The 13097-nt window shown below is 72.6% G+C and carries 14 protein-coding genes; 4 read left to right on the plus strand and 10 right to left on the minus strand.

All coding sequences use genetic code 11. The features are described from left to right. Positions 1 to 21: 21 nt before the first annotated feature. The 4 genes from ACT3SP_RS05470 (at position 22) to ACT3SP_RS05485 (ending at position 4208) form a co-directional block, all read left to right on the plus strand. Positions 22 to 816: a (Fe-S)-binding protein gene (locus ACT3SP_RS05470; protein WP_444586244.1), complete on the plus strand. Its 795-nt coding sequence runs from the start codon at positions 22 to 24 to the stop codon at positions 814 to 816. Further along, on the plus strand, positions 813 to 2441 hold the full coding sequence (locus tag ACT3SP_RS05475) for a lactate utilization protein B (protein WP_444586245.1): 1629 nt from the start codon (positions 813 to 815) through the stop codon (positions 2439 to 2441). Before ACT3SP_RS05470 ends, ACT3SP_RS05475 begins: the two co-directional genes overlap by 4 nt. Beyond that, positions 2438 to 3175, plus strand: a complete 738-nt coding sequence (locus tag ACT3SP_RS05480) for a LutC/YkgG family protein (RefSeq protein ID WP_444586246.1) — start codon at positions 2438 to 2440, stop codon at positions 3173 to 3175. The genes ACT3SP_RS05475 and ACT3SP_RS05480 overlap by 4 nt, the downstream gene beginning before the upstream one ends. A 73-nt stretch (positions 3176 to 3248) precedes the next feature. Then, a complete protein-coding gene (locus ACT3SP_RS05485; protein WP_444586247.1) occupies positions 3249 to 4208 on the plus strand; it encodes an aldose 1-epimerase family protein in 960 nt (319 codons plus the stop codon). A gap of 145 nt (positions 4209 to 4353) precedes the next feature. On the opposite strand, the gene ACT3SP_RS05490 is transcribed toward ACT3SP_RS05485, so the two are convergent. The 10 genes from ACT3SP_RS05490 to folP form a co-directional block, all read right to left on the minus strand. Beyond that, positions 4354 to 4683, minus strand: a complete 330-nt coding sequence (locus tag ACT3SP_RS05490) for a histone-like nucleoid-structuring protein Lsr2 (protein ID WP_444586248.1) — start codon at positions 4681 to 4683, stop codon at positions 4354 to 4356. Positions 4684 to 4799: 116 nt separating this feature from the next. Continuing rightward, positions 4800 to 4982 carry a hypothetical protein gene (locus ACT3SP_RS05495; protein ID WP_444586249.1) on the minus strand — a complete coding sequence of 61 codons (183 nt, stop codon included), beginning with the start codon at positions 4980 to 4982 and terminating at the stop codon, positions 4800 to 4802. A 1-nt stretch (position 4983) separates the two neighbouring features. Then, on the minus strand, positions 4984 to 6492 hold the full coding sequence (lysS, locus tag ACT3SP_RS05500; RefSeq protein ID WP_444586250.1) for a lysine--tRNA ligase: 1509 nt from the start codon (positions 6490 to 6492) through the stop codon (positions 4984 to 4986). A gap of 43 nt (positions 6493 to 6535) precedes the next feature. Then, on the minus strand, positions 6536 to 7408 hold the full coding sequence (panC, locus tag ACT3SP_RS05505; RefSeq protein WP_444586251.1) for a pantoate--beta-alanine ligase: 873 nt from the start codon (positions 7406 to 7408) through the stop codon (positions 6536 to 6538). A gap of 156 nt (positions 7409 to 7564) precedes the next feature. Further along, a complete protein-coding gene (locus tag ACT3SP_RS05510; protein WP_444586252.1) occupies positions 7565 to 8470 on the minus strand; it encodes a Rossmann-like and DUF2520 domain-containing protein in 906 nt (301 codons plus the stop codon). Then, complete coding sequence (locus ACT3SP_RS05515) at positions 8467 to 10122, minus strand: PH domain-containing protein (protein ID WP_444586253.1); 1656 nt, start codon at positions 10120 to 10122, stop codon at positions 8467 to 8469. The genes ACT3SP_RS05510 and ACT3SP_RS05515 overlap by 4 nt, the downstream gene beginning before the upstream one ends. Continuing rightward, positions 10119 to 10688, minus strand: coding sequence for a PH domain-containing protein (locus tag ACT3SP_RS05520; RefSeq protein ID WP_444586254.1), 570 nt, complete (start codon positions 10686 to 10688; stop codon positions 10119 to 10121). Before ACT3SP_RS05520 ends, ACT3SP_RS05515 begins: the two co-directional genes overlap by 4 nt. Before the next feature lie 141 nt (positions 10689 to 10829). Beyond that, positions 10830 to 11339 (minus strand): DUF3180 domain-containing protein, encoded by a 510-nt coding sequence (locus ACT3SP_RS05525; RefSeq protein WP_444586255.1) that lies wholly within the window; start codon positions 11337 to 11339, stop codon positions 10830 to 10832. Then, on the minus strand, positions 11336 to 12238 hold the full coding sequence (gene folK, locus ACT3SP_RS05530; RefSeq protein ID WP_444586256.1) for a 2-amino-4-hydroxy-6-hydroxymethyldihydropteridine diphosphokinase: 903 nt from the start codon (positions 12236 to 12238) through the stop codon (positions 11336 to 11338). Before folK ends, ACT3SP_RS05525 begins: the two co-directional genes overlap by 4 nt. Next, positions 12235 to 13095 carry a dihydropteroate synthase gene (gene folP, locus ACT3SP_RS05535; protein WP_444586257.1) on the minus strand — a complete coding sequence of 287 codons (861 nt, stop codon included), beginning with the start codon at positions 13093 to 13095 and terminating at the stop codon, positions 12235 to 12237. Before folP ends, folK begins: the two co-directional genes overlap by 4 nt. Positions 13096 to 13097 lie beyond the last annotated feature (2 nt).

The raw sequence follows: 13097 nt of genomic DNA on the forward strand, positions 1-13097 counted from the left end.
GATGAGGAGGAAGGACAGCCGATGCGCATCTCGCTGATGACCACCTGTCTGGTGGACGTGATGGCTCCCGACGTGGCGCGCGCGACCGTCATGCTGCTGGAGCGGCTCGGGCACGAGGTCGTGTTCGACAAGCGCCAGACCTGCTGCGGGCAGATGCACACCAACTCCGGCTACTACACGGAGGCCGCTCCGGTGGTGCGCTCCTTCGTGGACACCTTCGAGCCGGCGCTCGATCGGGTCGACGCGATCGTCATGCCCTCGGGATCCTGCGCCGGATGCGTGCGGGACCAGCACGAGCTGGTCGCCCGCCACGAGAACGACCGGGTGCTCGAGGAACGGGCCGCCGCCGTGGCGGCGAAGACCTACGAGCTCTCCGAGCTGCTGGTGGACGTGCTGAAGGTGACCGACGTTGGCGCCTACTTCCCGCACTCGGTGACCTACCATCCCACCTGCCATTCGATGCGCTTCCTCAAGGTGGGGCCCCGCCCGCTGAAGCTGCTGCGGGCGGTCGAGGGCATCGAGGTGAAGAACCTGCCCGAATCCGACACCTGCTGCGGCTTCGGCGGCACCTTCTCGGTGAAGAACGACGCCACCAGCGATGCGATGGTCGCCGACAAGGCGGCGAACGTGGTGCGCAGCGGCGCCGAGTTCGTGGTCGCCGGTGACGCGTCGTGCCTGATGAACATCGGCGGGAAGCTGCGCCGCACCCACGATGCCGGCGCCGGGCCGCGTGCGGTCCATCTCGCCCAGATCCTCGCCTCGACCCGCGAGGAGCCCTTCGTCCCGGCGGAGACCATCCTGGGGAGGGCGTCATGAGCACGGTCCACCTCGGCATCCCCACGGTCCGCCCGCAGCACGCCTCCCCGGGCTCGGCCCTGCGCGGCGAGCGCGGGTTCCCGGAGGCCGCGCGCGAGGAGCTGGCCGACGAGACCCTGCGCGCGAACCTGCGCCACGCCACCACCGGGATCCAGGCCAAGCGTGCCGGTGCGGTGCGCGAGGTGCGCGACTGGCAGAAGCTCCGCACCGCCGGCAGCGCTCTGAAGTGGCAGGTCACCGATCATCTTCCCGAGCTGCTCGAACAGCTCGAGGCCTCGGTCACCGCGGCCGGCGGCGTGGTGCACTGGGCACGGGACGCGGAGGAGGCCGGAGACATCGTCACCCGGCTCGCCCGCGAGCGCGGTGCCGAGGAGGTGCTGAAGGTCAAGTCGATGGCCACCCAGGAGATCGGTCTGAACGAGGTGCTCGAGCACGCGGGGATCCGCGCCATCGAGTCGGATCTCGCCGAGCTCATCGTGCAGCTCGCCGGCGACACGCCCAGCCACATCCTGGTTCCCGCGATCCACCGCAACCGCGCCGAGATCCGGGAGATCTTCCTGGCCGCGATGCCGGATCTGGATCCGTCGATCACGGACGAGCCGGCAGAGCTCGCCGAGGCCGCGCGACGCTTCCTGCGCGAGAAGTTCCTGGACATGCCCGGATCGGTCGCGATCTCGGGGGCGAACTTCGCGGTCGCCGACACGGGCACCATGGTCGTCGTCGAGTCCGAGGGCAACGGACGGATGTGCCTGACGCTGCCCCGGACCCTCATCTCGGTGGTCGGCATCGAGAAGATCGTGCCGAGCTTCCAGGACCTCGAGGTGTTCCTGCAGCTGCTGCCCCGTTCCTCGACCGGGGAGCGGATGAACCCGTACACCACCCTGTTCACCGGCGTCCATGAGGGAGACGGCCCCGAGGAGTTCCATCTGGTGCTGCTGGACAACGGTCGCTCCGCGGTGCTCGAGGACCCCGAGGGCCGCAGCGCCCTGCACTGCATCCGCTGCTCGGCCTGCCTGAACGTGTGCCCGGTCTACGCCCGCACCGGCGGGCACGCCTACGGCTCGACCTATCCCGGGCCGATCGGCGCGATCCTCTCCCCCCAGATGACGGGCATGACCGGTTCCGACGATCCCAGCTCGACCCTGCCCTACGCCTCGAGCCTGTGCGGCGCCTGCTACGACGTGTGCCCGGTGAAGATCGACATCCCCAAGATCCTCGTGCACCTGCGCGCCGAGGACGTCGATCGCCGCCGTGAGACGCGGGGCGACTTCCACGGCACCTGGGACGTGGCCCTCCAGGGGGCGGGCAGGCTCATGTCCTCCCCGCGCGCCTACGATCTCGCGGTGCGCTCGGCCGGACCGCTGTCCTCGGTGCTGACGGGTGAGAACATCGGGAAGCTGCCCGGCATGATCCCGCTGATCCCCGGCTGGACGGACCATCGCGACCTGCCCAAGCCCGGCACCTCCTTCCGCTCCTGGTGGGACCAGCGCGAGAAGGATCGGGCACGCGCGACGGCGGAGGACGCCGACGCCGCACCGTCGGGGCCGGACGACGGGGCCGCACCGCGCGGGGGCACCGACGGGGACGAGCACCCCGGCGGCACCGACGGCGAGGAACGGGCATGAACGACTGGCAGGACGACCGCCCCACCCGCACCCCCGGGATGAGCGCGAAGGACGAGATCCTCGCCCGGGTGCGCACAGCTCTCGCTGCCCCGCGCCGCGATGCGGTCACCGAGGCGGCCGACGTGCCCCGTGACTACCAGCGGGCCGACGACAAGCAGGAGCTGCGGACCGCTCCGGAGAAGGTGCGGGACGTGCTGGTGCAGCGCCTCGAGGACTACACCGCCGTCGTCCACCGCACCACGGCGTCCGCAGCGCCGACGGTGATCGCCGAGGCGCTCGCGGGCGCGCGCACCGTCGTGGTGCCCGCCTCCCTCCCCTCGCCGTGGACCGAGCAGGTGCGGTCCGAGGTGGTCCTCGACGACGGCACCGCGACGGCCCACGAGCTCGACACGATCGATGCCGTGCTCACCGGATGTCACACCGCGATCGCCCTCACCGGCACGATCGTGCTGCGAGGCGACGACCTCGGCGGCCGACGGGCGATCTCCCTGATCCCCGACCACCACGTGGTCGTGGTCGAGTCCGACCAGGTGGTGCTCGGCGTCCCCAAGGGCATCGCGCGCATGGCGGAGGATCCGCGCGCCGCCTGGACGATGATCTCCGGTCCGAGCGCGACCAGCGACATCGAGCTGGATCGCGTCGAGGGAGTGCACGGACCGCGACGGCTCGAGGTCGTGATCGTCGAACCCGACCCCGAGCCCGACCCCGAGCCCGAGCCCGAGCCCGAGCCTTGACCCGGCCCCGTCCCTTCACCCGACCCGTCCCCCACCCCGTCGCCGTCGCCGAGACGCAGCAGGAGACCACCTCATGAACCGCATCCCCTCCCAGCAGGACCCGACGGAGCAGGCCGCAGCCCGTGACCGCGGCGAGCTCCTCGAGCTCGTCGCCGGCGAGTACCGAGCGGAGGTCTCCACCGTCGGCGCGACGCTGGAATCGCTCACCGTGGGCGGTCGCGACCTGCTGGTGCGCAATCCCGAGACCGGGCCGATCCTGTTCTACCGCGGCGCGATCGTCGCCCCGTGGCCCAATCGCATCGGGGACGGCACCTACTCCTGGGACGGGCAGGAGATCCGCACGGCGCTGACCGAGCCCGAGCGCGGCAATGCCCTGCACGGGCTGATCTCCTTCCAGGCCTTCACCCCGGTGCACCGCGCCGAGGACGAGGTGGTCCTGCGCAGCGAGCTCTTCCCCTCCCCGGGCTATCCCTTCCACCTGCTGATCACGGTGCGCTGCACCCTGGATCCGCGGGACGGGCTCACCACCTCCGTGACCGCCCGCAACCTCGGTGCGCAGGACGCCCCCTACGGGGTCTGCCCGCACCCCTACCTGGTCGCGGGGCCCGAGCCGCTGGACAGCTGGTCGCTGGAGGTCGAGGCAGGCACCGTCCTGACCGTCACCGAGGACCGTCTGCTGCCCACGGGCACGGAGCCCGTCGCCCCGGGGAGCGACTTCGACTTCCGGACGGCGAAGGAGATCGGTCCGCTGTTCATCGACCACGCCTTCACCGATCTCGGCCGTGACGAGAACGGACGCTGCACGGTCTCGGTGACCGCACCGGGCGGCACGGGGGTGGCGCTCAGCGCAGGCCCCGAGTGCCCCTGGCTGCAGATCCACACCGCGGATCGACCGGAGCCCGAGCACCACCGGCGCGGACTCGCCGTGGAGCCGATGACCTGCCCTCCCGATGCGTTCCGCAGCGGCACCGACGTCGTGCGTCTGACCCCCGGCGCCGAGCACGAGGCCTCCTGGACCCTGCGGGGGTGGTGAGTGCCGCAGTGGTGAGTGCCGCGGCCCGGGAGTCCCTCCGCGCAGCACCGCCCCCGGACGACGACCAGGCCCGCCACCGATCGGTGACGGGCCTGGTCGAGAGTTCACGGACTGCCCGGCCGTGCTGTGCCGGGCGGCGCCGGGGTCACTCCCCGTGGGCCTCCTCGTAGGCCTTGCGGATCGTGCCGGAGATGCGACCGCGGTCGGGGACCTCGTAGCCGGCCCCGCGGGCCCACTCGCGGATCCGCGCGGAGTCGTTCGATCCGCCGCGAGCCGGGGCGGTGCCGCGAGCGCGGCGTCCGCCCACGCGGCGCGCCTTCTCGACCCAGCCGCCGAGCTCCTCGCGGAGCTTCGCGGCATTGGCCTCGGACAGGTCGATCTCGTAGGCGACTCCGTCCAGGGAGAAGCTCACGGTCTCGTCGGCCTTGTCGCCGCTGAGATCGTCGATGAGCTCCACAAACGTCTTCCGTGCCATAGGGGTTCTCCCTCGCTGGTCTGCTGTCGTATTCATGGGCGATCTCCGAGGAGTTCACCGCTGAGTACCAGTATCCGGGGAATGGGGCCGAATTTCAATACGATTCCGATATTCGCTCAGGCAGAGTGATTCTGTTCATCACCGCGGCGGCGCTCGCGGTATTCCCGCTCGGCCTGCCGCTCGACATCTCGTTCATGGCGATCGGCGCGGAGGATCGCGCGGATCACGAACCAGAACAGCAGCCCCACACCGATCGACGGGAGCAGCGCGCCCGCCTCGAACCAGAATCCCGAGTCCATATCAGGCCTCCGGCTTCACGAGGGGGAAGAGGATGGTCTCGCGGATCCCGAGCCCCGTGATCGCCATCAGCAGCCGATCCACGCCCATGCCCATGCCTCCCGTGGGCGGCAGGGCGTACTCCATCGCCTCGAGGAAGTCCTCGTCCAGGAGCATCGCCTCGTCATCGCCCTGGGCGGCCAGTGCCGCCTGCTGCGCGAAGCGCTCGCGCTGGATGACCGGGTCCACGAGCTCGGAGTATCCGGTGCCGAGCTCGAAGCCGCGCACGTACAGATCCCACTTCTCGACCACGCCGGGAGTGCTGCGGTGGGCGCGCACCAGCGGACTGGTCTCGACCGGGAAGTCCCGCACGAAGGTCGGCGCGTGCAGGTGGTCGCCCACCCGATGCTCGAAGAGCTCCTCGACGAGCTTGCCGTGCCCGAACTTCGGGTGCTCGAGGTCCAGCTCGAGGGAGCGCGCGATCCGGCGCAGCTGCTCGGGCGTGGTCTCGGGGGTGATCTCCTCACCGAGGGATTCCGAGAGGGAGCCGTACACGGTGATCTGCGCCCATTCACCGGAGAAGTCGTACTCGGAGCCGTCGGCGAGGGTGACCAGCTGGGAGCCGGTCGAGCGCTCGGCCGCTTCCTGCACGAGCCGCCGGGTGAGATCGCCGATGGTGTCGTAATCCCCGTAGGCCTGGTACGCCTCGAGCATCGCGAACTCCGGTGAGTGCGTGGAATCCGCGCCCTCGTTGCGGAAATTGCGGTTGATCTCGAAGACCTTCTCGAGTCCGCCCACGGCCGCGCGCTTGAGGTACAGCTCGGGGGCGATCCGCAGGAACAGGTCCAGATCGAAGGCGTTCATGTGGGTCACGAACGGCCGGGCGGCGGCGCCCGAGGGGATCACCTGCAGCATCGGCGTCTCGACCTCGACGAACTCGCGCTCGTGGAACGACTCGCGCAGGGAATGCATCACCTCGGCGCGACGACGCACGGTGTCGCGCGCCTCCTGGCGCACGATCAGGTCGACGTAGCGGTGGCGGACCCGCGACTCCTCGGAGAGATCGGCGTGCAGCACGGGCAGCGGGCGCACGGCCTTGGCCGCCATCTGCCAGGTGTCCGCGAAGACGCTCAGCTCGCCGCGGCGGGAGGCACCCACCCGGCCGTGGAAGAACACGTGATCGCCCAGATCGACGTCCGCCTTCAGGTCGGCGAGCCGCTCGGCGCCGATCACGGCCTGGGAGGCCATGACCTGCAGGCGCTGCCCGGCACCGTCCTGGAGGGTGAGGAAGGCCAGCTTGCCGGTGTTGCGCTGGAACACGACGCGACCGGCGACGCCGACCTCGTCGTCCGTCTCCTGACCGGCTTCGAGGTGGTCGTACCGGGCGCGCACCTCGGCGATGGCGGTGGTCACCGGGACCGAGACCGGGTAGGCCTCCTCCCCGCGCGCCAGCAGCCGCTCCCGCTTGGACTTGCGGACCGCGACCTGGTCGGAGGTGTCCGTCGTGTCGAGGGCAGGGGGATTCTCGCTCATGAGGGCGATTGTCTCATCACTGCCCCCGTGATCGTCCATGGGATCAGGGTGCTGTCGCGACCGCCACAGCCGCGTCCAGAAGTCGGGTGCCCTCGACCCGGCCGGCGAGCACCACGAGCACCTCGCCCCGATGGTCGGAGGTGACCGGCTCGAGGGTCGCGGGATCCAGGGCGAGGGCGTAGTCCCAGTCGATCTCGGCCCGCTCGAGCGCTGCATCGAGCGCCGCTCGGATCCCGGCGAGCGAGGGCGCGGCCTCTCGGGCGGCGGTGATGGTGCGCGACAGGGCCAGGGCCTGCTCCCGTCCGGCGTCGCTGAGATAGGCGTTGCGGCTGGAGCGGGCCAGGCCGGTGGGCTCCCGCAGGATCTCGATGGTCTCGATCCGCACCGGCAGGTCGAGGTCGGCGACGAGGCGCTGGATGATCGCCACCTGCTGGGCGTCCTTGCGCCCGAACACGCTCAGATGCGGCGAGGTCAGCTGCAGCAGCTTCGTCACCACGGTCACCACGCCGTCGAAGTGGCCGGGGCGGGCGGCGCCCTCCAGGACGGTGCCGGCATGCCCGGCGGTCACGGAGACGGTGGGCGGCAGCACCGGGTACATCTCCTCCGTGGAGGGGGCGAAGACCAGATCGACCAGACCGTCCACCAGGGCGAGGTCCTTCTCGAGGTCGCGCGGGTAGGCCTCGAAGTCCTCGTCGGGCCCGAACTGGAGGGGGTTGACGAAGTCGGTGAGGATCACGTGGTCGGCGAGCTCCCGGGCACGCTCGACCAGCGCGAGGTGTCCGTCGTGGAGGGAGCCCAGCGTCAGCACCGCGGCGACCGTGCCGGTCATCGCGGCGCGGTGTTCGCGCAGCTGGGCCTTCGTGGTCACGACGACGGTGTCGGCGCGGCGGACGGCGGCGGGCTGGTCCTCGGTCATGCGTGCTCCTCGGTCGTGCGCGCTGCGCGGTCATGCGCGGTGCGCGGTCATGCGCGGTGCGCGGTCGTGCGAACCCATCGGTCATGGGCGGTGCGGTCGAACGCGGGCGCCCCGGTGCCGGATCAGCCCCGGTGCCGGATCAGCCCCGGTGCCGGATCAGTCCAGTTCCGCGCCGGGCGGGGCCTGCTCGAGAAGGTCCCGGATCCGCGTGCGCGTCTCCTCGGGGAGTCTCGCACGCGCGAGCGCGGCCAGCGCGAGGGCGCGGTAGGTGTCGGCCACGTCACCGCGCTCCCCCGGCGCTCCGGTGGTGTCGAGGTCGTCGAGCGCCTCGAGATGCGAGGAGACCGTGCCGGCGTCCCCGCGCACGACGGGGCCGGTCAGGGCCCGGGCCCCGTGCCGCAGGGATTCGTCGAGCGCCGCCTCGAGGAGCGGCCGCAGATAGGCGCCGGGCTCGTCGATGCCCATCCTCCCCAGCGCCTCGCGGGCCTGGTCCACGAGCACCACGAGGTGGTTCGCGGCGTGGGCGAGGGCGGCGTGGTACAGCGGGCGGTCGCCCTCGGCCAGCACCACCGCCTCTCCCCCGAGCTCGACCACGAGCGCCGCGGCGATCGGCAGGATCTCGGGAGCGGCCGTGATGCCCATCGGGCAGCCGACCAGCCGGGCGAGGTCCGTCCGGGTGCCGGTGAAGGTCATGGCGGGGTGGAGGGCCAGGGTCGCGCTGCCGGCCTGCGCGAGGGGAGCCAGGACCCCGGCACCGGCGCGGCCGGAGGTGTGCACCACGAGCTGGCCGCCCGGGGACATCCCGGTGGCGGCGATGCCGGCCGCGAGCGGCGCGAGCTGGTCGTCGGGGACGGCCAGCAGCAGCATCTCGCTGCGCTCGACGATCTCGGGGACGCCCAGCAGCGGCACGCCGGGCAGAAGATCGGCGGCACGGGTCCTGGAGGCGTCGGAGACGGCGTAGGCGCCGGTGATGCCGTGGCCCTCGGCCCGCAGAGCGGCGCCGAGGACGGCGCCGACGCGTCCCGCACCGATGACGCCGATGCCGAGGCGCGGGGCGCTCATCGTCCCGCCGGCCGGCCGGCCGCGGCCAGCGCCGGGGCGGGCCACCGCTCACGGTCGCGATAGCGGCGCAGCGTGCGTGCATCGCGCGAGAGGACCTCGTGCAGGGCGAGCGCGTCGCGCCGGGCGAGGCCGGTCAGGTGCAGCGTGTGCCCCGCGATGCCGACGGCCAGATCGAGAACGCCCAGACGGCGGCCGAGGGGGTCGTCAGAGAGCGTGACCTGCTGGATCCGTTCGCGCGGGATGATCTCGACCGTCCGGCCCAGCACCCCGGAGCGATGGATCAGCGCGCCGGGCAGCAGCACGGTGACCTGGGTGCGACGTGCGATCCAGTACGCCCTGAACGGCTTGCGCAGGCCCTCCAGGCTCCGCGCCGGGGCGGTCAGCAGGTGCTCGAGCGTCGCGAGGTCGTCCTCGGTGCCGAGCGGGGCGGCGAGGTGTCCGAGGGTGGCGGCGAGCTCCTCCCGGGTGCCGACGGGGAGCGCGTTCTGGGCGCCGTTCTCGAAATCGTCGTCGATGCCCGCGACCGTCACCGTCACGGACGTCCAGTCCGGGGTGCGCCACAGCCAGGGCCGCCTCAGCACGAAGCGCTGGATGCGTCCGAAGGCGATGTTGTCGGTGCGGGTGTTGGCCAGCCCGCGTCGCATCCGCAGCCCGCGGTCGGTGATCCGGGAGACGAATCCCCAGCCGGACTCGATCCTGCCGAAGATGAACTTCGGCACCGCGATGAGGGCGGGCGCGAGCGCGATGAGCATCGCGATGTTGATGCCCTCCGTCCAGATCCCGAGGGCGATCGCGAGTCCGACGCCGACGATGCTCATGAGGATCCCGATGAGGAAGCCGAGGTCGCGCACGAGCGAGCGCACGAGTCGCTCGGTGGGGATCTTCGCGATCAGCTCACCGTCGGTGACTCCGTCGTAGAGGACGTTCTCGAGCGCTCCGGGAGCCTCGGCGCGCTCCGCCGGCGCCGGGGTCTCGGCGCGCTCCGCCGAGGCCGGGGCCTCGCCGAGCGCCGGGGCGTGCTCGGCCCCGTCGGGCTCGGTCGCCGCTCCCGTGGCCTCCGCGATCGACGCCGATCCGGCCGCGGCCGGATCCTGCGCGGGGCGCTCGGCGGAGTCCCCGGCTTCGGCGAGGGCTGCGACGCCGAGGACACGACGGCGCAGCTGCTCCGCCTCGGAGGACCTCACGTACTCGATGTCCAGATAGGACTCGCCGCCTCCGGCGACCTCGACGCGCACCTTGGCCAGGCCGAGCAGACGGGCCAGCAGAGGGCGTTCGACGGAGACCGACTCGATCCGGGCCCGCGGCGCGTACTCGCGGGACTTGCTGACCACGCCCCGGTGCAGGGAGACGCCCTGGTCGTCGACCGCGTAGGTGGTGAACCACCAGCTCAGCGACGAGAACAGGATGGCGACCACCACCGCGGCGGCGACCACGCCCAAGCCGATCAGCGCGCGCTGCAGCGTGAAGTCGTCGACCAGGCGGGCGATGTTCTGCGCCGTGAGCACGGCGATGATGCCGACCACGATCTTCCAGCCGCTGACCAGCGGGGTGATCGGGTGGGTGCGGTGTCGGGGCGCGCCCGCCGCCGCCACCGGGTCGGGGCCGACGGGCTCGCCGAGGGGCGCAGCGGGATCGGGGCCGGGCGCGCTCACAGCGCCGCCATGGTCTCGATGCCGCGGTCCGTCAGCAGCGTGCGGAGGCGTTCGGCCTCGTCCTTGGGCAGGCCGGGCAGCACCACGGTCGATCCGTCGGCCGCGGTGCTCACGGTCAGCTTCGCGAGTCCGTACTTCCGGTCCACGGGCCCCTCGTCGATCTTCACCGACTGCACGCGGCCGTAGGGGATCGTCTGCACCGCACGGAACATGACGCCGGAGGCGATGGTGAGGTCCTCCTCGCCGTCGTGGTAGCCGATCGCGCGGACGCGACGGGGGGTGAGCGCGAGGCTCTGGACCACCAGCAGCAGGGGCAGCAGGCCGAGGAGCGCGAGCCACCACCAGCCGGTGAGCACGGCGGCGACGATCGCACCGGCGATCATGAGCACCCCGATGACGTAGCCGACGATGCCCGCCACGTAACGGGCGGGGACGAGCCTCGGGGAGACAGGGCGCAGCGCGTCCGCGCCGAGCAGCCCGTCGCGGTCATCGGAGAGGGTGGGGCCGGCCGGCACCACGTGCGGGGCGGTCGGGGCACCTTCGGGGGAGTCAGGAGCGCTGGACATCATGGGTCCATCGTGTCACCCCTCGGCCTCGCCCTGCTGCGACGAGGGTGGACGCTCTCTCCGTCGATGGTCGGTCGATGGTCGGTCCCCTGCGTCCGACCGACGGTGCCCGGCGCGATCCCGCGAGGGCCGGCGGAGAGGTCAGTGCCCGGCCTCGGCGCTCTCCTCCGCGCCGTCGCCGTCCTCGGGCGGCAGCTTCCCCCAGCGCTCGACGATCACGCCGAGCACACCGAGCACGATCCCCGCCACCGCGGCCGCGCCGGTGGGCAGGGTGGCCCTGAGCGGGTCGCCCGTTCCGGTGATCAGGAGGAACAGCGCCTGCCCGCTGAAGACGCCGCCCATCACCGCACCGGTGTAGGAGCAGGCGCGCGCCAGCAGCACGGTGCGAAAGGCGGTCGGCATGTCGATGTGGTGCCGTCGCGGCGCGAGGCTGGGCCGGACCCGCCGCTCCTCGGACTCGAGCATGTACCGCCGCAGCGGGATCCCGTAGGCCAGCAGCACCCCGATCAGCACCAGGAGCACCGCGGTGGTCAGCCAGCCCGCGATCGGCAGGGAGTGGCCGCGGGCTGCGAGCGTCTCCATCATCTGCGCCCCGAAGGCGGTGCCGAGCACGAGGATCAGCAGCAGCAGCGGGATGTTCAGCGGCTTCACGAGATCCCGTATCCCTCGATCGCGGGTCCCGGGCGGAGCCCTGCACGGTCGGCGGCGCGCGCCAGCAGAGGGGCGAGGGGGCCGTGGCCGGGCAGCTCGGCCCCGGGCCGGGCGGCGTGCCAGGGCGCGAGCACGAAGGCGCGCTCGTGGGCCCGCGGGTGGGGGATCGTCAGCTCCGGGTCCTCGCTCGTCCAGTCCCCGTAGGTGATGACGTCGACGTCGAGGGTCCTCGGGCCCCAGCGCAGCCGGCGCTCGCGGCGGGCGTCGTGCTCGGCGCGGCGGGCGACCTCCAGCAGGGCGAAGGGCCCCAGGGTGGTGCTCACCCCGATCGCGGAGTTCAGGAACGCCCCCTGACCGTCGGGGCCGCCCACCGGAGCGGTCTCGAGCACCGGGCCGGTCCAGTCGATCGCGACGCCGTCGGCGGCCGCCAGATGGGCGAGGGCGCGCTCGAGATGGGCCTCGCGGTCGCCGAGGTTGGTGCCGAGCGCGAGCACGGCCGGGACCGGCGCCGCCTCGCGCTCGATCGTGATCGCGACATCGCCCACCGGCAGGCCGACGGGGGCCGCGGGCTTGTGGACCCGCACGCCGATGCGGCGCACGAGCGGGTGGCCGGTGTCCTCGAGGATCCGGCGCGCGATCTGCTCGGCGAGGGTCTCGACGAGGTCGTGGGGACCGGCCTCGATCTCGTCGTGCACGGCGGCGGCGACCTCGGCGTAGTTCACGGTGCGGGTCAGGGCGTCGGCCCGCCCGGCCGGTGCGGTCCACAGGTGCAGTGCCACGTCGACCACGAACTGCTGGCCCAGGTCCTTCTCCTGGGGCAGCACGCCGTGGTGGCCCCAGGCGCGGATCCCCGTCACCTCGATGAGGTCCGTTCCGGGGGGCGGCGTCGCGGCGCTCATCGCCGTGCGCTCCGGCGCAGGCGGTCGCCGACGCGGACGGCCGCGAGGGACGAGGTCACCTCGTGCACGCGCACGGCCCAGGCGCCCCGCTGGGCGCTGTAGCCGCTGATCGCGGCGGTCGCGGCGTCCCGGTCCACGCCCAGTGCGCCGACGAAGCGCTTGCGGGAGGCGCCGATCAGGATCGGCAGCCCGTGGGAGGCGATGCCCTCCCAGTCGGCGAGCACGTCCCAGTTCTGCTCGCCGGTCTTGGAGAAGCCGAGCCCGGGATCCGCGACGAGGAAGCGGTCCTCGACGCCGGCCTCGCGCAGCGCGGCCAGGCGGTCCTCGAGCTCGAGCGCGCTGTCGCGGGGGGCGTCGTCGTAGACGGCCAGCTCGTTCATCACGTCGCTGTGGCCGCGCCAGTGCATCGCGATGAAGACCGGCGGGGTGCCCCGCGCGGTGCGCAGGCGGGCGGCCTCGGCGCCCATGTCGACGTCGGCCCGGCCGGCGGAGACGTCGTTGACGATGAGGGCCCCGGCCTCGACGCTCGCGGCGGCGACCGCGGACCGCATGGTGTCGACGCTGACGACGACGCCCTCGGCGGCCAGTGCGCGGACCACCGGGATCACCCGGCGCAGCTCCTCGTCCTCGTCGACCCGCGGCGCCCCGGGGCGGGTGGACTCCCCGCCGACGTCGACGATCGCCGCACCCTCGGCGACGAGCCGGCGGCCGTGCTCGATCGCGTCGGGCGCCGCGAAGTGCTCGCCGCCGTCCGAGAAGGAGTCCGGCGTGACGTTCAGGACGCCCATCACGAGCGTCTCGTCGACCTCCAGGTGCTCGGGCAGTCCTGCCGGGCACCGGCGCGGCGCGGGGCTCATGG

The sequence above is a fragment of the Brachybacterium sp. AOP43-C2-M15 genome (assembly GCF_052446295.1).
In the GTDB taxonomy this organism is placed as follows: Bacteria; Actinomycetota; Actinomycetes; order Actinomycetales; family Dermabacteraceae; genus Brachybacterium.